We start from the raw sequence: 22,721 nt of genomic DNA on the forward strand, positions 1-22,721 counted from the left end.
TTTCCATTGCTACGCAACGGGGTTGCTAGGCCGAGGCTTCCTCGACTTCGCCCAGATACGCCGCCCTGACCTTCGGGTCATGCAGCATCTGCTTGGCGGGGCCGGACAGGATGATCTCGCCCGACTCCATCACATAGCCCCGGTGGCTGTTTTCCAGCGCCAGGCGCGCGTTCTGTTCGATCAGCAAAATCGTCACGCCCTCGCTGGCAATGGTGCGCACCACCTCGAACACCTTTTCGACCATCAGCGGCGCCAAGCCCATGGAGGGCTCATCAAGCAAAAGCAGCTTGGGGCGCGCGATCATGGCGCGGCCCATGGCCACCATCTGCTGCTCACCGCCCGACAAGGTGCCGGCCGCCTGCTTGCGGCGTTCGGCAAGCCTGGGAAACAGCGTGAACACGCGGTCGGTGTCCTGGCGAATCTGTGCGGCGTCGCGACGGATGTACGCACCCATCGCCAGATTCTCTTCGATGGTCAGTTGGCCAAAGATGCCCCGGCCTTCAGGCACCATGACCAGGCCACGGCGAACCAACTCATGCGACTTCGTGCCACCGATCGACTGCCCGCCGTAGACGATTTCGCCGCCCGCCAGCGGCACCAGGCCGCATATGGCGCGTAGCGTCGTGCTTTTGCCCGCGCCGTTGGCGCCGATCAGGCACACCAGTTCGCCGGCGTCCACGCGCAGGTCGATGCCGCGCACCGCGCGGATGCCGCCATACGCCACTTGCAGGCCGCGCAATTCCAATAAGGGTTGGGATGCCGTCATGATGCCGGGCTCTCCTTGTGAATCAGCGGGTCTTGCGCCGCGCCGGCGCCCAGATACGCTTCGATAACCTTGGGGTCGCGCTGCACCTGGGCGGGCTTGCCCATGGCCAGCACCTTGCCGTATTCCAGCACCAGCACCCGGTCACACAGACCCATCACCAGCTTCATGTCGTGCTCGATGAGCAGCACCGTGACGCCGTCGTCGCGGATCTTTTCGACCAGCTTGCGCAGCACCACCGTTTCCGATGCATTCATGCCTGCCGCGGGCTCGTCCAGCGCCAGCAACTTCGGGTCCGTGGCCAGGGCGCGTGCAATTTCCAGGCGGCGCTGATCGCCGTATGGCAAGGAGCGCGCGACGTCGTTGGCGCGATGACCGATGCCCACGTAGTCCAGCAGTTCCTGCGCCCGCGCCTCGATGGCCGCTTCTTCCGCCCGCGTGGCGCGCGTGCGCAGCACCGCGCCCAACACGCCCGCCTTGGTACGCAGGTGGCGCCCGATCATCACGTTTTCAATGGCCGACAAATTGGCAAACAGGCGAATGTTCTGGAACGTGCGCGCCAGCCCCGCGTAGGCGACCTCATGCGGCTTCTTGCCGGACAGGGATTCTCCGTTGAACGTGCAACTGCCGTCTTCCGGGATGTACAAGCCGGTCAGCACGTTGAACAGCGTGGTCTTGCCCGCGCCGTTCGGGCCGATCAGCCCATAGATTTCGCCCTGTTCAATATCGAAACTGACATCCGACAAGGCTTGCAGGCCGCCAAAGCGTTTGCCCAGCCCCTGCGCTTGCAGCAGCTTGCTCATGCCGCACCTCCTTGCGTCTTCGACGACAGCTCGCGCTTGCGCACGGCCGACGGCCACAAGCCCGCCGGGCGGAACAGCATGACGCACACCATGGCCAAGCCGAACAGCAGCATGCGAATGCCTTCGGGGTCCAGCACCACGGCGCCAAATACCATGTGCTGGAAGGGTTCCACCACCGCGCGCAGGAACTCCGGCAAGGCCGCCAGGATCAGCGCGCCCAGGATGACGCCCGGGATATGCCCCATGCCGCCCAGCACCACCATGCACAGGATGGAAATCGACTCCATCAGCGAGAAGCTCTCGGGGCTGACAAAGCCCTGCATCGATGCGAACAACGCGCCCGCCACGCCGCCGAAAGACGCGCCCATGGCGAACGCCAGCAGCTTGATGTTGCGGGTGTTGATGCCCATGGCCTTGGCCGCGATCTCGTCTTCGCGGATGGCTTCCCAGGCACGGCCGATGCGTGAATTCTGCAGGCGCACGCACACCACGATGATGATCAGCGTGATGGCCAGCAGCAGGTAGTAGTACTTTTCAGGCCCGGTGAAGCGCATGCCCAGCAAGCTTTCCGTGCGCCCGAACGAGAACTCGCCCACCTTGAAGGTATCGATGCGGTTGATGCCTTGCGGCCCGTTGGTGATGTTGATCGGGGCATTCAGGTTGTTCAGGAAGATGCGAATGATCTCCCCGAAGCCCAAGGTCACGATGGCCAGGTAGTCGCCCCGCAATTTCAGCGTTGGCGCCCCCAGCAGCACGCCAAACAGGCAGGCCACGGCCAGCGCAATCGGCAAGATCGCCCAGAACGGCAGGTGCAGCCCGAAATGCGGCGACGCCAGCAGCGCCCAGGTATATGCGCCCACCGCGTAGAACGCGATGTAGCCCAGGTCCAGCAAGCCCGCAAAGCCCACCACGATGTTCAGGCCCAGCGACAGCATCACATACAGCAGCGCAAAATTCAGGATGCGCACCCAGCTCTGGCCGGCCATGCCGATCACAAAGGGCAGCACCGCCAGCACGATGCCGATAAGCGCAATGCCGATCAGGTTGCGGGTCGACAGCCCGCTGTTTTTTTTCAGGGATACGTTCATGCCCGGTCTCCCACGCGTTCGCCCAAGAGGCCGGAGGGACGGAAGATCAGCACCAGCACCAGCACGAAGAACGCAAACACGTCCTGATAGTGGCTGCCCAGAAAGCCGCCTGTGATGTCGCCGATATAACCCGCGCCCAGCGATTCGATCACGCCCAGCAGCAGCCCGCCCACCATGGCGCCCACCATGCTGCCGATGCCGCCCAGCACCGCGGCGGTAAACGCCTTCAGGCCCAGCATGAAGCCCATGGTGTATTGCGACACGCCGTAATAGGTGGCGACCATCATGCCCGCCACGGCGGCGAGCGCCGAGCCGATCAGGAACGCCGCCGAAATCACGGTGTTGATGTTCACGCCCATCAGCCCCGCCACTTCGCGGTTCTGTGCGGTGGCGCGCATGGCCGTGCCCAGACGGGTCTTGTGCACGATGGCCAACAAGCCGCCCATGATCAACGCGGCAATCACCACGATGGCGATCTGCAGGGTGCTCATGCGGGCGCCGGCAAACTCGAACACGCGCGGCGACAGCACTTGCGGAAAGTTCAGGTAGTTGCGGCCCCAGGCCATCATCGCCACGTTCTGCAAAATGATGGACACGCCAATCGCGGTGATCAGCGCCGCCAGGCGCGGCGCGCGGCGCAGCGGCCGGTAGGCCACGCGCTCGGCCGTCCAGCCCACCGCCATGCACAGCGGCACGGACACCAGCAGGCCCACGCCCAGCACCACGAAGGCGGACACGCCGGGGTCGCCACCGATCAGCGAAATGGCAATCGTGGTGGCCGCCATGGCGCCGATCATGACGACATCGCCATGCGCGAAGTTGATCAGCCCGATGATGCCGTACACCATGGTGTAGCCAAGGGCGACCAGGGCGTACACGCTGCCTAGCGTGACGCCGTTAATCAGTTGTTGAATGAAGATATCCATAGGGGCCGCGAAAATAAGCCTGGAAAAATCGCGCAACGCAGCGGCCCTCGTCTTGACGGACGGGACGCGGCGGGCACGGCGCCACGCCGAGCGGCGCATGCGCAAAGAGTGGGCGGACACCGGCCAAGCCGGCCCCGCCCGGGGTTCAGCCCGCCTTAGTTAGCTTGGCTGACCATCGTTTCAACCATCTCCCACTTGCCGTTCTTGACTTCGTAGATGGTGACCGAGATTTCCTTGAGATCGCCTTGCGCGTCGTAGGAAATGTGCTCGCTGGTGGCGCCCTTGCGGTTCAGCTTGGCCAGCACCGGCAGGTACTTCTCGGGGTCGGACGACCCGGCCTGTTCGATGGCCGTGATCATGTTCCAGGCGCCGTCATAGGCGTAAGGCGCGTAGACGCCGGGGGCCTTCTTGAAGCGGGCTTCGTAGCGCTGGGCAAAGTCCTTGCCCGCCGTCATCTTGTCCAGCGGCACGCCGGCCAGGGACGCGAAGGTGCCGTCGGCGGCATCGCCCGCCAGCTTGATGAAGGTGTCGCTGCGCGTCATTTCGCCCGACACCAGCGGGGCCTTCAGGCCCAGCGTGGCCAACTGGCGCTTCATGGGACCGGACTGCGCGTCCAGGCCGCCGTAGAAAATCGCGTCGGGCGCGGCGCCCTTGATGTTGGTCAGGATGGCCGTGAAGTCGTTGGCCTTGTCGGTGGTGTATTCGCGGCGAACCACTTGGCCACCGGCGGCCTTCACGGCCTTTTCCACTTCGTCGGCCAGACCTTGGCCGTAGGCCGTGCGGTCGTCGATGATGGCGACCTTCTTGGCCTTCAGGTTCTGCACCATGAACTTGCCGACCGCCGCACCCTGCTGGGTGTCGCTGGTCATCATGCGGAACGTGGTTTCGTAGCCCTGCTTGGTGTATTCCGGCGACGTCGCCATGGCGATCTGGGGCAGACCGGCTTCATGGTAGACACGCGAGGCGGGGATGGTGGTGCCCGAGTTGAAGTGGCCCAGGATGCCCACGACTTCCTGGTCGACCAGTTGCTGCGCCACCTGCACGCCCACGCGCGGATCAGCCTGGTCATCACGCGACACCAGCACGAACTTGGCAGGCTCGCCGTCTACCTTGACGCCCTTCTTGTTGGCTTCTTCCAAAGCCAGGTTCAGCCCGTTCTGCATGTCTTCACCGTAGTGCGACTGCGGACCGGTCAGCGGGGCGGCAAAGCCGAGTTTGATGTCGGCGGCCGATGCGGCGGCCGTCATGCCCACAGCAGCGATGCTGGCGGCGAGTAGCTTCAAAGTCGTGCGGAACTTCATGGGGAATCCTCCGGGGTCTCGGATGGCCGTGTACTGATAGCGGTACTTAAGGCCTTGTTATACCTGAGCTTTTAGCCAGGCTTTTGGTTTTTCTACTACCGCGGGCCCGGCGGTGGCCGGGTCCCGCGACTGCATGTTCTGCAAGGTCTGGATGCCGGGTTGCGACATCCAGACTTGAGGTGCGACCGGATTTTCGTTCCAGTGCAACCTTGCCCGATATTGGAGATAACCCTCAGTCATCGAGGGTTACCCCTCGGTCACCCTTAACCGATCGTCATGAGGCTGGCGTTGCCCCCTGCGGCGGCCGTATTCACGCTGATGGAACGTTCGGTCAACAGGCGTTCGGGCACATAGGTAGCGCCCGCGGCCAAGGCATCCGACGTCAGCCCATGCACCGCCAGGATGGCCCCAGGACGCTGCGCGATGCGCTGGTTAAGCGCTTGCAGCGCGTCGCCATCTCCTTCAAACAGCACGGCCTGGTAGTCGGCCTGGTCGACCTCGTCATCAGCAAGAATGCCCGCCTGGCCTTGCTGCTCGGCGTCCAGCGTGGACAGCAGCGCCTGCGCGGCCGGCGTATCCGCGAACCAGGCATGGTTGCCCGTCAGACGCGCCACCGACCACTGCGCCCGCGCACCGGCTTCGGTGGCGGCCACGCAATACACGGCCCCGCGCGGCTCGACCATATAGGTGTTGGTTTCGCCCGTGGGGCCGGGCAACGCAATGCGTTGCGGCAGCGGCGCGGCGGCATCCAGCGCGGGCGGCAGGCCCGCCGGGCGCGTACCCAGCAAGCGGTACATGTACAGCGGGCCGCCCGCTTTGGGGCCCGTGCCCGACAGGCATTCGCCGCCAAACGGCTGCACGCCCACCACTGCACCCACGATGTTGCGATTGACGTACACGTTGCCGGCATGCACTTGCCCGGTCACGTGCGCAATGGTTTCGTCGATGCGGGTATGCACGCCGAAGGTCAGGCCGTAGCCCGTGCCGTTGATGGCATCCAGCAGCGCGTCCAGCTCGTCGCGCTTGTAGCGCACCACGTGCAGCACCGGGCCGAACACTTCGCGCGTCAGTTCGCTGATGTGATCGATTTCGATGATGGTGGGCGCCACGAACGTGCCATGGCGGCATTCGCCATTCAGTTCGACCTGATCAACACGATGCCCCGCCGTGCGCAGCGTTTCGATGTGGCGCTGGATGCCGTTGCGGGCTTCGGTATCGATGACGGGGCCCACGTCCACCGAGAGGCGGTCCGGGTTGCCCACGCTCAGTTCGCGCATGGCGCCGCGCAGCATCGTCAGCACGTGGTCGGCGTTGTCTTCCTGCACGCACAGCACGCGCAGCGCCGAACAGCGCTGGCCGGCCGAGTCAAAGGCCGAGCTCAACACGTCGAACACCACTTGCTCGGACAGCGCGGACGAATCCACCACCATCGCGTTCTGGCCGCCCGTTTCGGCGATCAGCGGAATGGTGTGGCCGTCGTCATCCAGGCGGTCGGCCAGCGTGCGCGCGATGATGCGCGCCACGTCGGTGGACCCGGTGAACATCACGCCGCGCACGGCGGGGCTGGCCACAAGCTGGGCGCCTATGGTTTCGCCCCGGCCCGGCAGCAGTTGCACGGCGCCGGCAGGCACGCCGGCCGCGCGCAGGATGGCCACGGCTTGCGCGGCGATCAACGGCGTTTGTTCGGCAGGCTTGGCCACCACGGTGTTGCCGGCAGCCAGCGCGGCCGCGACCTGGCCGGTGAAAATGGCCAGCGGGAAGTTCCAGGGGCTGATGCACAGCACGGTTCCCAAGGGGCGATGCGTGTCGTTGCTGAATTCCTGTTCGGCCTGGTCTGCGTAGTAGCGCAGGAAGTCCACGGCTTCGCGCACTTCGGCAATGGCGTTGGGCAGCGACTTGCCGGCTTCGCGCACGATCAGGCCCAACAGGGTCTGCATCTGCTCTTCCAGCAACTGCGCCGCGCGGCGCAGGCATTGCGCCCGCTCGGCCACCGGCGTCGCCTGCCAGATGGGCGCGGTATTGGCGGCGGCGCGCAAGGCGATATCGGCTTCTTCCGACTGCGCCTCGATCACGTGGCCGACCACATCGCGCAGGTTCGCGGGGTTGCGCACTTCAATGGCGCGCGCCGCGTCCCAGGCTTGCTCGCCCTCGCCCAACATCGGGCCGGCGCGCCACGGCGTGCCGGCGCTGGCCAACAGCGCGGCCGACAACGAACCCAGGCGATGTTCGTTAGTCAGGTCCAGCCCGGCCGAGTTAGCGCGAGCACCCTGTTGCACGTTGCCGTACAGCTCGCGCGGCAACGCAATCTTTTCGTGCGGCGCGCCCAGCGGCACGATGCGCGACGCGGCTTCCACGGGGTCGGCCACCAGCGATTCAACCGGAATGGTGTCGTCGCCGATCAGGTTCACAAACGAGGTGTTGGCGCCGTTTTCCAGCAGGCGGCGCACCAGGTACGCCAGCAGCGTTTCGTGCGTGCCGACCGGCGCATAGATGCGGCACGGGCGGTTCAGCTTGCCCTGGGCCAGCGGGCCGACCACTTCGTCGTACAAGGGTTCGCCCATGCCGTGCAGGCACTGGAATTCGTATTGGCCAGGGTAGTAGTTCTGACCCGCCAATTGATAGATGGCGGCAAGCGTATAGGCGTTGTGCGTGGCGAATTGCGGGTACACGGCCTCGGGCGCGCCCAAGAGCTTGCGCGCGCAGGCCAGGTAGGCCACGTCGGTGTACAGCTTGCGGGTATAGACGGGATAGCCTTCCAGGCCATCCACCTGGGCGCGCTTGATTTCGCTGTCCCAGTACGCGCCCTTGACCAGGCGCACCATTACGCGGTGGCGGCTGCGGCGAGCCAGGTCGATGACGTAGTCAATGACGAACGGCGCGCGCTTCTGATAGGCCTGGATGACAAAGCCGATGCCGTTCCAGCCTTCGAGTTCCGGCGCGAAGCAAAGCGCTTCAAGCAAGTCCAGCGAGATTTCCAGGCGGTCGGCTTCTTCGGCGTCGATGTTCAGGCCGATGTCGTAGCTGCGCGCCAGCGCCGTCAGCGCCTTCACGCGCGGCAGCAGTTCGGCGATGACCCGTTCGCGCTGGCTGCGCGAATAGCGCGGATGCAGCGCCGACAGCTTGATCGAGATGCCCGGGCCTTCATAAATGCCACGGCCGGCCGCGGCCTTGCCGATGGCGTGAATGGCCTGTTCGTACGACGCGTAATAACGCTCGGCGTCTTCGGCCGTGGTGGCGGCCTCGCCTAGCATGTCGTAGGAATAGCGGAAGCCGCGCGCTTCCATCTTGCGGTTGTTGGCCAGCGCTTCGGAAATGGTCTGGCCGGACACGAATTGCTCGCCCATCATGCGCATGGCCATGTTCACGCCCTTGCGCACCAGGGGCTCGCCGCCCTTGCCGATCAGGCGCGTCAGCGCCTTGGACAAGGATTGCTCGCTGCTCACGGCAACCAGCTTGCCGGTGATCATCAGGCCCCAGGTGGCGGCATTGACGAACAGCGATTGCGAACCGCCCATGTGCGACTTCCAGTCGCCACGCGCGACCTTGTCACGGATCAGCGCGTCGCGGGTGGCGCGGTCGGGAATACGCAGCAGCGCTTCGGCCAGGCACATCAGCGCCACGCCTTCCTGGCTGGACAACGAGAATTCCTGGATCAGCCCTTCGACACCGCCACCGCTGCGCTTGCCGCGCAGCTTCTTGACGAGATCCGACGCCATGGCGTGGACCTTTTCCAGGTTGGGCACGCGGGCCTGACCCAGCAACAGCGGCACGCATTCCGGTTCGGGGCGGCGATACGCGGCGGTAATCGCGGCGCGCAGCACGGACTGCGGCTGCACGTCCTGGCCAAACTCGTAGAACGGGGGCGTGGGCGCGGCGGGCGCATCGCCCGACTCGTCGTCGGCGCCGGCATCAATGCCCAGATGCGACATCTCGGCGGGCAAGTGGCCCCGCTCGATTTTGTCCAGATAAGAAAGAATGGCCTGCTTATGCAGCCAGTGGGGCGTGCAGTTGAGCTTGTTGGCGGCGGCCTTGAGGCGGGCGCGCAGTGCGTCATCAACTTTGACGCCGAGGGTCGTGCTGGCCATAAGAGATTGCTTCCTGTCGCATGGCAAAGGTGTTACTGGGTCCGAACGAAACCCAGTATGGGTAGGACCGTATGCTAGACAGGTTGCAACCTTGTTTGTATTAAGGTTAACCCTAGGTTAACCACTTGAGTTCATGCGGGTTTCTCCGTCAGGTTCTCAGTCCTTGAGGGCTGAGCAGCCCAACATCTGCACGGATGCCGACCCTGCGGGGGCCTGCCCGCGTATGGCGGAAGCCATCACGCCGGCCAAGCCCGCCACCGCGCGTTGCTGTGCGGCGATGAGTGCGGGGATACCGGTTTCAGACACGGTTTCCGTCACCACGCTACGGCACAGCAACCCGGTGCCCTTGGCGTTGACGGGCCGCACGCGCCAGGTGGCGTCCAACTGCGCCATGCTGCCGGACACCATCTCAAAGCGCTGCACATCGGTCTGCACCCGCCACACCGGCGCCCCGGGCCCAGGCTTGACCATCTGCACGTCCAGGGCGCCCAGTTCGCGCTTGAGCCCATCCGACAAGGCGCCGCGCAATTCGTCGCCCAGCGGCGAGCTCCAGCGCTCGGAATACAGCGCCGACACGCTGCCGTCGCCGGTGCGCACCATCAACTGCGGCTGGTCGGCTTGCGTGGACAGGCTGACGGGTTGCACCTCGATCAGGAAGGCGGCGGATCCGGCAGGCGCCGCCGATGACGGCGCTGTGGGCCCTTGCAAGGTGTAGTAGTGCACGGGCGGCGACGAACCGCAGCCCGCCAGGGCGGCGCCAAGCGCCAGCACGCACAAGACAGGACGCATCGAAGATAGAGTCATGGTTCTTTAGTTCCTGACAGGGCCTGAGCCGGGAATCGGATCATCACCACGGCCACGCAACAAGGCTTCGGGGTTCGCTTGCAGGAAATCAGCCAGCGCGCGCAACGAACGGGCCGCACGGCTCAGTTCCTGCATTGCCTTTTCGGTATTGACCGGCAGCGATGCATCCGATGCCAGCATCGCATTGATATTCGCCATCGACTGCCGAGCCTGTTTCAGCATGCTTTGGGCTTCGGGCGCAACCTGCTTGTCCAGCCGGTTCATCAGCTTGGACGTGCTGGCCAGCGTGGTGCGCAGGTCTTCGCCGATCTTGTCGAACGGAATCTTCTCGATCTTGGCGACGATATTGCTGACCTGCTGCTGCAACTGATCCAGGTTGCCGGGCACCGTCGGAATCACCGCGGGGTCGGACGCCTTGAACTCCACCGGTTTGGCGTTCGGGAAGTTGTCCAGCACCACATACAACTGGCCGGTCAGCAGGTTGGACGTGCGCAGTTGGGCGCGCAGACCGTATTTGATCATCACGCCCAGCAGCCGGGTACCCGCCTCGTCTCCGTCCTTGATCGCGCGCTCGCGCACCTCTTCATACACGCGGCCCAGGCGTTCCGGATACAGCGTAGCGTCCACCAGCGAGAAGAAGCGCTTCGTGGCCGGGTCGAAATCCAGATTGATCTGCGTGACATTGCCCAGCGTGATGCCGTTGAAATCAATGGGCGCGCCCACGGTCAGGCCACGGATCGACTGATCAAAGCGCATGCGAATGGGGAAGGCTTCGCCGTCCGGGTTGGCCTTGGCGGCGGCTTCGGTCGGATACAGGTCAAAGTTGGCATCGGCCGGCGCCGGGTTGCCGCCGTCGCGCGCGCTTTGCACGGATTCGAACGCCACGCCGCCCACCGCCATGGACACCAGCGACTGCGTGCGCACCTTCAGGCCGTCGGCATTGACGCTGAAGTCCACGCCGCTGGCATTCCAGAAGCGCGTGCCGTTGGTAACGAACTTGTCGTTGGGCGAATCCACGAACACTTCAACGTTCACGGCCGTGCCGGTCTTGTCCAGCTCGTAGCCGATGACGCGCCCCACGTTGATGCGGCGGAAGTAGACGGGCGAGCCGATGTCCAGCGAACCCAGGTCCGACGCCTTCAGCATGAAGCGCTTGCCCGCGCGATCATGCGTGACCGCCGGCGGAATCTCCAGGCCTTCGAAGTCCAGTTTGGTGGCCTTGGCGGACCCGTTCTTGCCTTCGGCCGCATCCACACCGATGTAGGCGCCCGACAACAAGGTGCCCAGGCCCGATACGCCGCTGACGTCCAGCCGTGGCCGCACCACCCAGAAATTGGTGCCGTCGCGAGCCAGATCGGACACTTCCTTGGCAAGCTCGGCTCGCACCACAACCTTGCTGCGGTCGTCGTTGAAGCCGATGGACTTCACCGTGCCGATGTTCACGTCCTTGTAGCGCAGTTGCGTCTTGCCCACCTCCAGCCCTTCGGCCGTATTGAATGAGATGGAGATATCCGGGCCGGCCTGCATCCAAGTCCGGATGACGAGCGACATGCCCATCAGCGCGGCCACGATGGGCACGAGCCAGATCCATGAAATCCGGCTCTTCTGCTTGCGCGAGATGGTCGGTGACTTGTACTTCTCTTCACCGGCATCGGGTGCTTGGTCGGACATCTACTTTCCTTTTTTCTTCTTGCGCGGGACCCGCTGTTGTTGCTAACCCACTTCCCTGCTGGTCTGGGTCGGCGCCTGCTGCACCGCCTGGGCCGGACGAGCCCGGCCTTCGATCTCGGGTGCGTCGATTTCGCTATCGCCTTCCAGATCCCAGCTACGACGCAGATCGAAGCTCATGGCCGCCAGCATGGTCAAGATCACCACCACGCCAAAGGCCGCTGCCCCGGCACCGGCGCTGATCTCCATCAGGCCCTGAAAATCGGCCAGGGCCGCCAGCAATATAACGACAAAAACATCCAGCATCGACCATTGACCAATGAACTCGACCATCTGATACAGGCGGGTACGGGGCCGCAGGTTGGTCGTGCTGCGCCATTGCTCGGTCAACAACAGCAAGATCAAGGCCAGCAGCTTGGTCAGGGGCACGGCCACGCTGGCGATGAACACAATCAGCGCGATGTCCCATGAGCCCATCTGCCATAGTTCAACCACGCCGCCAAGAATGGTGTGAGCGCTGTCGCCCAACACCGAACTGACCTGCATGACCGGCAGCACGTTAGCCGGGATATAGAACACAACCGCCGCAAGCAGCAGCGCCCAGGTGCGCGCCAGGTGGTCCGGCTTGCGGTAATGCACCACGGCATGGCAACGCACGCAGTGGTGTTCTTCTTCGGGATCGGCATCGCGCGGCAAGGCCTGCACCTGGCCGCAGACATGGCAGCCTGCCAGGACGGTGTCCGGACTGCTTTCGGGGATGTGCACGGGAGCCACGCCAGCCGTTTCGGCGTAACGCCACAGCACGTGCGGCGACAGGCGTCCCAGCATGGTCAGGAAAATGGTCAACAGGCCAAAAGCGCCGAGCCCAATACCGGGTTGCACCGCCGCCATGCCCGCCAGCTTCACCACCGCAACCAGCACGCCCAACAGGAACACGGGCACCATGCACCACGGCCGCAGCACGCCCAGCAAACGCATGGCGCCACGAAAACCCACGGGTTCGCGGCCTTGGGACAAGGGACCAAGCACCCACAGCAGCACGGTCAATTGCAGCAGCGGCAAGGCAAAACCGGCCAGCCCCGTCATGACGGCGACGACCCAATGGCCTTGGCGCCACGTAATGGAAATGGCGTCCAGCAAGGACGCCTCTTGCACCATGCCCTGCACGGACATGGAAGCGACCGGGTAGGCGTTGGCCACCCCGAAGACGATCAGGGCAGTAAGGGCAAGCGCCAGCCAATTGGACAAAGTAAGCCCGCTGTAGCGCCAGAGTATGGCTCCGCAGCGGGCGCAATTGGCGGTCTCGCCAGGTTCAAGCTGATGTCGGCGATAAACGCTTGCGCAATGTTCGCACTCAATCAGCGGCTGGCTGTCCGCAGTCATTAATCGATCAGTTCGACTTCCTGCTTATCCGGCGCAGCAGACGAAGGCGGTTTCCCGTTGTCGTCGAAGTCCAACGTCACCTTGCCCGACTCGTCCAGGTCCACCGTGACCGAACCGCCGTCGACCAGCTTGCCAAACAGCAGCTCGTCGGCCAGCGCGCGGCGGATGGTGTCCTGGATAAGACGTTGCATGGGACGCGCGCCCATCAGCGGGTCGAACCCCTCCTTGGCAAGGTGTTCGCGCAGTTTCGTGGTGAACACGGCTTCCACGCGGCGCTCGTGCAACTGATCTTCCAGTTGCATGAGGAACTTGTCCACCACGCGCAGGATGACCTCGCGGTCCAACGCGGCAAACGGAATGATGGCGTCAAGGCGGTTGCGGAATTCAGGCGTGAACATGCGGCGGATTTCCGCCATTTCGTCGCCCAGCATCCGCGAATTGGCAAAGCCGATCGACGGACGGTTCAAGGTTTCGGCGCCCGCGTTCGTCGTCATGATAAGGATGACGTTACGGAAGTCCGCCTTGCGGCCGTTGTTGTCGGTCAGCGTGCCGTGGTCCATGACCTGCAGCAGGATGTTGAACACATCCGGGTGGGCCTTTTCGATTTCGTCCAGCAGCAGCACGCAGTGCGGCTGCTTCGTGATGGCTTCGGTCAAGAGGCCGCCCTGGTCGAAACCCACATACCCCGGTGGCGCGCCGATCAAGCGCGACACCGCGTGGCGTTCCATGTATTCCGACATATCGAAACGCAGCAACTCGACACCCAGCGTGAACGCCAGTTGCCGCGCCACTTCGGTCTTGCCCACGCCCGTGGGGCCGGACAAGAGGAAAGCGCCGATGGGTTTTTCCGGCTTGCCCAAGCCCGAACGCGCCATCTTGATGGCGGCGGCCAAGGCATCGATGGCGCCGTCCTGGCCAAACACCACGGTTTTCAAATCGCGGTCCAGCGTGGCCAGCTTGCTGCGGTCGTCGTTGGAGACCGACTGCGGCGGAATACGGGCGATCTTGGACACGATGTTCTCGATGTCCACCTTGCCGATCACCTTCTTCTGACGCGAGCGCGGCAGCAGGCGCTGCGCGGCGCCGGCCTCGTCGATGACCTTGTCGGGCAGATGACGGTCATTGATGAAGCGTGCCGACAGCTCAGCGGCAGCCGACAGCGCAGCCGCTGAATAGCGGACGCTGTGATGTTCTTCAAAGCGGCTCTTCAGCCCACGCAAAATCTGCACGGTCTGTTCGACGCTGGGTTCCGGCACGTCGATCTTCTGGAAGCGACGCGACAGCGCGTGGTCTTTTTCAAAGACGCCGCGATATTCCGTATACGTGGTCGCGCCAATGCACTTGAGCTGCCCGGAAGACAAGGCGGGCTTCAACAGATTGGACGCATCCAGCGTGCCGCCCGAGGCCGAACCGGCGCCGATCAGCGTGTGGATTTCATCGATGAACAGGATGGCGTCGGGGTTGCCGCGAATTTGCTTCAGCACGCCCTTCAGACGCTGTTCGAAATCACCACGGTACTTGGTGCCGGCCAGCAACGCGCCCATGTCCAGCGAAAAGACTTGAGCGGCTTGCAGGATTTCGGGCACTTCGCCGCGCGTGATGCGCCAGGCCAGGCCTTCCGCGATAGCGGTCTTGCCCACGCCAGCCTCGCCCACCAGCAGCGGGTTGTTCTTGCGGCGGCGGCACAACACCTGAATGACGCGCTCGACTTCGTGCTCGCGTCCGATCAGGGGATCGATGCGGCCCGCCAGCGCGGCGGCGTTCAGGTCGGTGGCGTATTGGTCAAGCGGCGACTGACGCGATTCGCCCTGCTCTTCACCATTGGTCTGCTGCTCTTTCTGCACGGCGGCGGACTCCACCTGGGGCTGTTTGGTAATGCCATGCGACAGGAAATTAACGACATCCAGGCGCGTGACGCCCTGCTGTTGCAGGTAGTACACGGCGTGCGAGTCCTTTTCCCCGAAAATGGCCACCAGCACGTTCGCGCCGGTCACCGGCTTCTTGCCGGTGCCGCCCGCGGATACGTGCATGATTGCGCGTTGGATCACGCGCTGAAAGCCCAGCGTCGGCTGCGTATCAACCTCGGCGCCGCTTGGAATCACCGGAGTGTTTTCCGAAACGAACTGGCGGAGGTTGCGGCGCAAGTCGTCCAGGTTCGCCGCGCAAGCGCGCAGAACCTCGACTGCCGAAGCGTTGTCAAGCAGCGACAACAGCAGATGCTCGACGGTAATAAATTCATGCCGGGCCGAACGGGCCTCGACGAAAGCCATATGCAGGCTGACTTCAAGCTCTTGAGAAATCACGCTTCCTCCGTATTGCATCGAAGCGGTCAAATACACGATTCATATTCTATGCCGATCATGGCGTAACGCCAGCGATTTCAAAAACCACTCTATCGTGGCGGCCTTGTGCGTCCATGACGGTAAGCGTATACCGGCCGTCTTGCGCCAGCACTAATTTAAACGGATGACTCGACGCGCCATGATTCACCACGCGCCCGTCAAGCATCCACCATACTTCGCCTTCGGCGCCTTGCACATCTACGTCCAGCGCCACTTGCCGGCTGCCCGGCACGGGCCGAAGCACCGAACCGGTGGCCACGCCACCCACGCGCAAAGGCCCCTGCGTGGCGTCGGCATAGCCGGCAAATGACGGCGGCGCCGTGTCGTTCAGCAGCCACGCCGCGCGCTGTTCAGGGCATTCCCCCGACGGCACGCTGCCCAGCCGATAACCCAGTGGCCAACACGTGACCGCCGCCTGCACCGTTTCGGGCCGGCTACGGACCTGCTGCGCGCCTTCCGGCAACGCGGCCACAATATCTTGCAGTAACGGCGCCGCCACATTCGCCCCGAAAAAACCGGGGTTCGGCGTGCCATCCGGACGACCAACCCAGACGCCTAACGTCCATCGGTCGGTCACCCCAATTGCCCAGGCGTCCCGGAATCCGAAACTGGTTCCGGTCTTCCAGGCCAGTCGCCGGGCCGGGCTGCCCGACTGGTAAAAAGGCCGGTCGGGATGCCCGCCGCCTTCGAGGATATCGCGAACGATCCAGGCGGCTCCAGGGCTCATCATACGGGACTCGATTCGAGGCTGCTCCGCCCGAAGGCGGGGCCGTCCCGAGACGCCGTCACGGGCCAAAGCCCGATAAGCGCCCACCAGTTCTTCCAATGTGGTGCCACCCCCGCCCAAAATCAAGCTTAAATTTGGGGCTGCCCCATCCGGCAAACGTAACCGGACGCCGCCGGTCAGCATAACCGACGCGAAACTGGCTGGGCCGACACGGTCCAGCAGATCCACCGCAGGCACATTCAACGACCGTTGCAATGCTTGCGCGACGCTGACAGGGCCCGAAAATGCCGCTTGGAAATTACCCGGTGCATAGCCGCCAAATGACAGCGGCGCATCGATCAGCAGGCTTTCGGAATGAATCAGCCCTTCGTCCAGCGCCTGCGCATACAGAAACGGTTTAAGAGTAGAACCCGGCGAGCGCACGCCGCGCACCATATCCACGTGGGCGTAACGGGTATCGTCGGAAAAATCAGCAGAACCCGCGTAGGCCTTGACCTCCAGCGTATCGTTATCCATCACCAGCACCGCCATGGACACCTTGGGCGGCAGGCTATCCACGCGGTCCAGCAACATTTGTTCCACCGATGCCTGCATGTCGGCATCCAGCGTCGATCCAACCAACGGCGGCCGCTGACCCGCACGGCGCGCGGCGGGCGTCGCGCCCGCTTCCTGCAACAGACGCTGCGCGGCCAGCGGCGCCAGCCAGCGCGCGCGCAGTGGCGGCGCGACCACGTTTTCAATCTTGGCGTCGGCGACGTCGGCCGGAGCCCAGCGGCCCAGTTCGGCCATGCGGTCCAGCACCTTGTCGCGCGCGGCCTGGGCCGCCTCGGGATGGCGATCGGGACGCAGGCGCGACGGCGCTTGCGGCAAGGCGGTCAGCATGGCGGCTTCGGCGGGGCCGAGATCGCGCGCGGACTTGCCCAGCCAGAGCCGTGATCCCATCTCCACGCCTTCCACAATGCCCCCCATGGGCGCGTGGGTCAGGTACATGGAAAGAATCTCGTCCTTGCTGTAGTGCATTTCCAGTTGCACCGCGCGCCAGGCTTGCCGCAATTTTGCGGACATGGAACGCGACGGCTTGCCGGCCAGTTGCGGGTCGATCAAACGCGCGACCTGCATGGTCAACGTGGAGCCGCCCGACACGATGCGGCGGTTCGTGGCCCATTGCCAGCCGGCGCGCGCCATCGCCACGGGATTGACGCCGGGATGCCAGTAGAACCAGCGGTCCTCATACGTGAGCAAGGTGTCCAGATAGCGCGGCGAGACTTGGTCCGGCGTGACCGGATAGCGCCAGATGCCGTCACGGCTGGGGTAGTTGCGCAGCGGCGTGCCGTCGGCGGCAACGATCACGGCGGCCCCGCCCGAGTCGATGGCGGGCAATGGAAACAGGCGGTCAAGCACGAATAACAACGCGGCCAGCGCAAATAGCACGCTGGCCGCGATGATGCCGCGCCGCCGCCAGCGGCGAGCGCGCATGGCGCCCGCCGTGGAGGAGGCGGCGGCGGTCAAGGACGCTTGGCGCCGCGATCGCGAATTTCGACCGTGCTCCACTGCTCACCCACGCCACGGATTTCCGGGCGGTACATATCTTCCGCCACGGTCGACGGCACCGCGTAGCGGCCCGGCGTCACGACGCGCACCAGATAGAACACGTCGACCTTGCCGCGGCCCAGGGACACGGCGGCCACGTAGCGGTCATCACGGAATTCACGATGCTTGATGTTGGAGTCGGCCATGGCTTCGGCCACGCGACGTCCGCCGATCGTCCATTCCTGCATCTCGGGGCTTTGCGACAGGTTCAGGTTTTCTACTTCAAAACCCGCCGGCACGCGGTCCTCGATCAGCGCATCGGGAATGTTCTGGTTGGCGCTGGCTTGCACCCACACCACCAGCATGTCGCCGCTTTGCAGCGTGCCGCCATCCCACGGTTTGCCGTCCGGACGATACCAGCCACGCTTGAGTTGGATCACGTCGTTGCGCGGCTTGGGCGCAACCATCGGGCTGCCCTGGATGTCGTACTCCAGGAACAGGGACTGCGCGCCGGTGTTGACGATCTGCGTGTTGGCAAGGTCAGCCGCCGACAAGCCCACCGTCTGGTCGCTCTTGCCGCCATCCAGCGGCTTGCGCGCGCCATTGACGGTCAGCATGGCTTCCCACGGCGTGCCCTTGTCGCCGCCGATGGCGCGTGCCGCCATCAACAGCGCCATGCGTTCCTGCGTGGACAGGTACGAACGGTTGCCCAGGCGCGAAGTCAGCTGCGTCAGCAGATTTTCAAGGCGCTCGTGCTTCAGCCCGTACTGGTTGGCCAGCGCGTACGACAAGGCGTAGTCGCGCACGCTGCTGCCGTAGTCGCCCAGCCATTCGTCGTAGTAGCCGTTGTAATTGCGGCGCGGGAAACCGTATTCGCGCGTCATCGCGGCGTCCAGCGCGGACTTCATGCGCCCTTCGTCGCCCATCAGCTTGAACGCGGCCGCCAACTGGATCAGGGGCAGCGGCGAACGCGCGCGCTCTTGATAGTTGTCGAACAGTTGGCGCACCGTCGACAGCGGCGCCTTCTTGTCGCGGGCCAAGGCCAGCACGGCGGTCGACAAGCCGGCGAAACGCCGATGGTCTTCGCGCAGGATGTTGGCATCGCTGCCGTCGATGCGGCCGGCTTCAACGTTGCGGCGCAGGTTCACCGACCACGTGCCAAAGGTGTTGGACGTCTGCTGCACTTGCTCCAGCAGCCATTGGCGCGAACGGTCGAGCGTGGCTTCGGGCACTTCAAAGCCTTGGTCGCGCGCGTCTTGCAAGAAGCCCACGGCATAGGCCGTCAGCCACACATCGCGCGAGCTGGAACCGCTCCAGAGGTTGTAAGAACCCACCGCGTTGCGCATGCCGGACAAGCGGCCGATGGCGCCGGACACCTGCGCGGCGCGCTCCACCTGCGAGTGCGGCTTCAGGCCGAATTGCTTGGCGACGGCATCGTCGATCAGCACCCACGGCAAGGCGCGGCTGATGGTCTGCTCGGCGCATCCGTAGGGATACGCCAGCAGGCCTTCAACCAGCTTGTTCACGTTGAACGGCGGACGGTTCGACACGGTCAGGCTGACCAGCGCCGAATCCGGGTAATACGAAGACACCCACGCGGCTTGCGCCACATTGGTTTCGCCCGGGTTCAGGCGCAGGCGACGCACCTGGCGTTCACCCGCGTAGGCCGGCTGCACCTGCAGCACCGATTCGCGCACGATGTGCACGGGTTTGGCGCCGCCCTGCCCGTCGATGGTCAGGCGCATCAGGCCCAAGCCATACGAACCGGTCGTGGTCGCGTTAAAGCGCAAGGTGGTGCGCTGCTTGTCTTTCAGCGTCACCGTGCGCACGCCGTCGGTAATGGCCAGCGGGTCCAGCGCTTCCAGCTTAATGCTGATCTTTTGCTCGGCGCCGCTCAGGTTGGTCAGGTCCAGCGCAATGGCGGCCTGGTCACCCGGCGTGATGAAACGCGGCGTATTCAGTTCGGCGACGATCGGCGCGGCCACCACCATTTCGGTGTCGGTGCTGCCGTAGTTGTCCGCCGTGAACGCCACGGCCATCAGACGCAGGGTGCCGTTGAAGTCGGGCAGATCCAGCGGAATATCCGCTTCGCCCTGCGCGTTCAAGGTGACCGGACCCGAGAACAGGTCGACCAGCTTGACCTTCTTGGGCAGGCTCTTGCTGTCGCCGCGCATGGCGGCGTCACCGCCCCACTTCAGCTTGCCCTTGGTGCCGTCCATTTTCTCGATCAGCTTGCCGTACATGTCCAGCAGTTCGGGCGCGTAGCGGTGCTTGCCGAAGAAATAATCCAGCGGGTCGGGCGTGGCGTATTGGTTGATGTTCAGAATGCCCACGTCCACCGCGGACAGCGTCACCGTGGCTTGCTTGCCCTGCGCGCCGTCCACCTTGACGCGCACGGTCGTCTTGGTTTCGGGCTCGGTCTTGGCGGCCGCGCTCAGCTTCACATCCAGCTTGCGGTCGGCGCTGGCAATCGGCAGGAACGCCAGGCCCAGCGCACGAGCCGGCGTCACGCGGTCGCCTTCGCTACCCGGGCGGAACACGGCGGCAGCCACATACAGGTCGTGGCGCTTCCAGTCCTTGCTGATCGGAATTTCAACTTCGGTGCCCGTCGCCTTCACGGCAACCCAGGTGGACCACAGCATGCGGTCGCCTTCCACCGTAACCAGCGCCTGGCCGTCGTGCGGTGGCGTCAGCGTGACCTTGACGGTGTCGCCCGGCTTGGCCGGCACGCCTTCCAGCTTCATCTGCACGCGGTCGGGGCGGTTGCCCATCGCGTCGGCGTCCTGCGCGTTCCAGCCCGCATAGAAGCGGTAGCGCATCGTCTCGCTGGTTTCCGGGTCGGTAATTTCAAGACGGTAACGGCCCCACTTGACCGGCACGGTCAGTTGCGCGCGGTCGTTCAAGGCGATTTCGCGCGAGTCCACCAGTTCTTCGGTTTCGGTATAGCCGCTGTTCCAGCCGCGCTGGTCGTCAAAGCGCCAATAGTATTGGCGTTCTTCACGGAACAAGCGCATCTGCGCCTGGGCCAGCGGAACGATCTCGCCTTGCGCGTTGGCACGGATGACTTCAAACGCGGCGGGTGCGCGTTCGCGCGCCACATCGCTGTCAAACTGCGGACGCACGGCGATCAGCTTGTCGGCGGGCCAGACGCTGCGTTCGATGGAACGCACCACCGGGCGGCCGCCCGATTCCAGCAGGCTGGCCGACACGCGCACCTTCATGGGCGAGTGCGTACCCGCCACGCTGGGATTCACGCTGATCCGGGCTGCGCCCTTGTCGTCCAGCGCTTCCTCGGGCAGTTCACCGAACGTGCGACGCGTGTCATCGGCAACATCACCGAAAATAAAGCCCGGCCATTTCTGCGCCAAGGCGAAACGGTCGCGCTTGACCTGGAAGCTGGACAGCAGGCGGTTGCCGGCGGCAGGCGCGCCGTAGAGGTAATCGCCCTGCACATTGACGATCAGTTCCTCGTCCGGCGACAGCACCTCTTGATCAGAGGTCAGCGCCATCTTCATGCGTTCAGGCAGGAATTCCTCGACCTGGAACTTCCACGACGCATCCGGCGTGCGCGAAGCGGGGTCCACGCGCAGTTCAAGCAGCCACGAACCCGTCTGGGCATCCAGCGGCAGGTCGATGGCGCGCTCAACATAGCCGACCAGATCTTTCTTGGGCTGCCACAAGGTGGTCTGCACCACGCGGCCATCGGGGCGCTTGATCGTCGCCGTCAGCGGCGCGGGCGTCAGCATGCGGCCGTCCAGGTCGCGCGGCAGCACCGACACGTTGAAGGTCTCGCCCGGACGGTACAAATTGCGGCCGGCGTAGACGAACAGATTATTGGGGCGCGACACATGGCCGCCCGTATCGAACTCAGACAGGTCCAGCGCCGGTTCGCCCAGGGCCAGCACGGTCATTTCCTTGTCGCGCGAGGCGCGGATGACGCGCGCATTGGTGAAGCTGCCGTCAAAACGCACATGACCCTGCGCGTCGGCAGCGGCCTTGGCCAGCGTCTTGCCCGCGCCGTCCACCAGTTCAAACACGGCGCCCGGAATGGCCTGGCCCGACTTCAGCGACACGGAATAGGCTTCCACGCGGTCGCTGTAACGGCGCGCATGCAGGCCGATGTCGCTCACGTAGAAATAGGTAACCTGGTATTCGTAACGGAACCGGCCCGGCTGGCTCATGACCGCGATATAGATACCCGGCTCTTGCAGTTCCTTCACGCCTTCAACCGGCAGGAAGGTGACGTGGCGGCGGTTCGGCTTGTCGTCGGTGATGAACCGGCCTTGATAGACGCTGGTCGTCAGCGAATTCAGGCGGTCCAGATCCCAGTTGCTAACCGAGCCTTTCAGGCTGCGGTTGTCGGAATAGCGCCAGTTGTCCTCTTCGTCGTAGCCGGCTTCATCTTCGTCGGATGCGCGCGCGGTGTTGCGGCCAATGCCCAGCACCGTTTCGAACAATTCCGGCACGCGATCCGGCGCCACGCGCAGGAACTGCACGTCGACCTCGGGCACGTTCACGGTTGCGACCGGCAAACCGCCGTTCTGGCCGGCCGGCAGCACCACGCCACGGCTGGCGAAATAGAACGACGGCGGCATGGCCTGCGTATTCACTTCGCAATTCGAGGTTTCAGCCAGCACGACCTTGTCACCGACGCCGGGCAAACCCGAACGTACCGTGATGGCGTATTTGCGCTGCGGCTGGATGTAGGGGAAATACACCATGCGCGGGTTCTCGCCCACGATCCAGCTGCCTTTCAGGATCTTGCCTTTGGGCGCGGAATCACCAGGCTTGACCGAGGCCGGCTGGTCACCCGCATTGGCGGCGGTTTCGTTGTCTTCGTCGGCCTTGCCGGACGAGGCGCCCAGGTCGGTGACCTGAAGGAAATCATCCAGCTTGGCCTTGGCGTCCACCGGCTGGGTGAAGGTGACCGAGAGCGACAGCGCGTCGTTGAACTGGCGCGGCTGGCAGGTCAGCGCCGCAAAGGGATCGGGTGCGCCCACCGTCGCGCTGGCGCCCAACGCGGGCTTGCCGTCACCAGCCGCAGCGGCCGGGGCCGCAGCAGGGGCCTGCGTCGCGGAGGAAACCGCCGGCGCCGGGACCGGGGCCGCGCCCTGCTTGTCCTTACCGCCCATCCACCAGCCCACGCCGATGGCGCCCGCCAACACCACAACGCCGGCAACCGCCAGCCAGGTCTTACTAACCTTTCCACTCACGGCAAACCCCTCCGCCTACTCGAATACAACGCTCCTGTGCGGCGGAGCTGCCGACCTGCTGCGCCGCGCGCTTCCCCACACGCGGAAC

12 protein-coding genes are annotated in these 22,721 nt (G+C 64.4%); all 12 read right to left on the bottom strand.

Annotated features, from left to right (window positions below; all coding sequences use genetic code 11):
- Positions 1–25: 25 nt before the first annotated feature.
- On the bottom strand, positions 26–766 hold the full coding sequence (locus ACE04A_RS02255) for an ABC transporter ATP-binding protein (RefSeq protein ID WP_100856350.1): 741 nt from the start codon (positions 764–766) through the stop codon (positions 26–28).
- On the bottom strand, positions 763–1,566 hold the full coding sequence (locus tag ACE04A_RS02260; protein ID WP_100856351.1) for an ABC transporter ATP-binding protein: 804 nt from the start codon (positions 1,564–1,566) through the stop codon (positions 763–765). Before ACE04A_RS02260 ends, ACE04A_RS02255 begins: the two co-directional genes overlap by 4 nt.
- Positions 1,563–2,654: an ABC transporter permease subunit gene (locus tag ACE04A_RS02265; RefSeq protein ID WP_100856352.1), complete on the bottom strand. Its 1,092-nt coding sequence runs from the start codon at positions 2,652–2,654 to the stop codon at positions 1,563–1,565. The genes ACE04A_RS02260 and ACE04A_RS02265 overlap by 4 nt, the downstream gene beginning before the upstream one ends.
- Positions 2,651–3,679, bottom strand: coding sequence for a branched-chain amino acid ABC transporter permease (locus tag ACE04A_RS02270; protein WP_438857826.1), 1,029 nt, complete (start codon positions 3,677–3,679; stop codon positions 2,651–2,653). Before ACE04A_RS02270 ends, ACE04A_RS02265 begins: the two co-directional genes overlap by 4 nt.
- A 56-nt stretch (positions 3,680–3,735) precedes the next feature.
- Entirely contained in the window at positions 3,736–4,881 is a 1,146-nt protein-coding gene (locus ACE04A_RS02275) for a branched-chain amino acid ABC transporter substrate-binding protein (protein ID WP_100856354.1), read from the bottom strand.
- Between the two features lie 263 nt (positions 4,882–5,144).
- Complete coding sequence (putA, locus tag ACE04A_RS02280) at positions 5,145–8,966, bottom strand: trifunctional transcriptional regulator/proline dehydrogenase/L-glutamate gamma-semialdehyde dehydrogenase (RefSeq protein WP_485819822.1); 3,822 nt, start codon at positions 8,964–8,966, stop codon at positions 5,145–5,147.
- Between the two features lie 156 nt (positions 8,967–9,122).
- On the bottom strand, positions 9,123–9,770 hold the full coding sequence (locus ACE04A_RS02285) for a PqiC family protein (protein WP_485819823.1): 648 nt from the start codon (positions 9,768–9,770) through the stop codon (positions 9,123–9,125).
- A 6-nt stretch (positions 9,771–9,776) separates the two neighbouring features.
- Positions 9,777–11,441, bottom strand: a complete 1,665-nt coding sequence (locus ACE04A_RS02290; RefSeq protein WP_259246254.1) for a PqiB family protein — start codon at positions 11,439–11,441, stop codon at positions 9,777–9,779.
- Between the two features lie 42 nt (positions 11,442–11,483).
- Complete coding sequence (locus tag ACE04A_RS02295) at positions 11,484–12,821, bottom strand: paraquat-inducible protein A (protein WP_448715960.1); 1,338 nt, start codon at positions 12,819–12,821, stop codon at positions 11,484–11,486.
- A complete protein-coding gene (gene clpA / locus ACE04A_RS02300; protein ID WP_485819824.1) occupies positions 12,821–15,124 on the bottom strand; it encodes an ATP-dependent Clp protease ATP-binding subunit ClpA in 2,304 nt (767 codons plus the stop codon). The genes ACE04A_RS02295 and clpA overlap by 1 nt, the downstream gene beginning before the upstream one ends.
- 55 nt (positions 15,125–15,179) lie before the next feature.
- Positions 15,180–17,366: a penicillin-binding protein 1C gene (gene pbpC, locus ACE04A_RS02305; protein WP_448716122.1), complete on the bottom strand. Its 2,187-nt coding sequence runs from the start codon at positions 17,364–17,366 to the stop codon at positions 15,180–15,182.
- 29 nt (positions 17,367–17,395) lie between these two features.
- Entirely contained in the window at positions 17,396–22,633 is a 5,238-nt protein-coding gene (locus ACE04A_RS02310; RefSeq protein ID WP_448715959.1) for an alpha-2-macroglobulin family protein, read from the bottom strand.
- Positions 22,634–22,721: the final 88 nt, after the last annotated feature.

The organism is Achromobacter colocynthidis, from assembly GCF_057334535.1.